This window comes from Halomicronema sp. CCY15110, from assembly GCF_016888165.1.
Lineage (GTDB): Bacteria > Cyanobacteriota > Cyanobacteriia > Phormidesmidales > Phormidesmidaceae > Halomicronema.
Genome location: NZ_JACSWC010000190.1, coordinates 1 through 404, shown reverse-complemented (window position 1 = coordinate 404; position 404 = coordinate 1). Strand labels below are relative to the sequence as shown.

General features: G+C 68.6%; 1 protein-coding gene. It reads right to left on the bottom strand.

Features of this window, described 5'->3' with window-relative positions; translation table 11 throughout:
* Positions 1–219, bottom strand: a 219-nt coding sequence (locus JUK32_RS05695; protein ID WP_204137886.1) for a hypothetical protein, incomplete at its 3' end; no start/stop codon positions are given.
* Positions 220–404 lie beyond the last annotated feature (185 nt).

The window sequence follows — 404 nt, the reverse complement described above, 5'->3', positions numbered from 1 at the left end:
GCGCGGGGACGCACCAGTGGCGCTACTGCTGCGGGGGGAGAGGGGGCGGCGCGATCGGGCCCAGGGACCGGGTGCCTGAGCCCAGCCGTGAACGTGGCGGGAAGAGCGAACTAGGCACCCGGTCCCTGGCAGTCCGAAACGTCTGTAATAAGCGGCAGCCTTCGTCAGGAGAGGAACCGGAAAGGAGGGCAGCGGTGCCGCCAAAGCCAACCTGTCCATAAACCTCTCCTTGATAAGGAGAGGTGCCGCAGGCGGTGAGGTTTTGCCCCCCCAAGCGAAGGCCAACATCTCTGGCTGGCGCGCGCGGGGACGCACGAGTGGCGCTATTGCTGCGGGGGGAGAGGGGGCGGCGCGATCGGGCCCAGGGACCGGGTGCCTAAGCCCAGCCGTGAACGTGGCGGGAA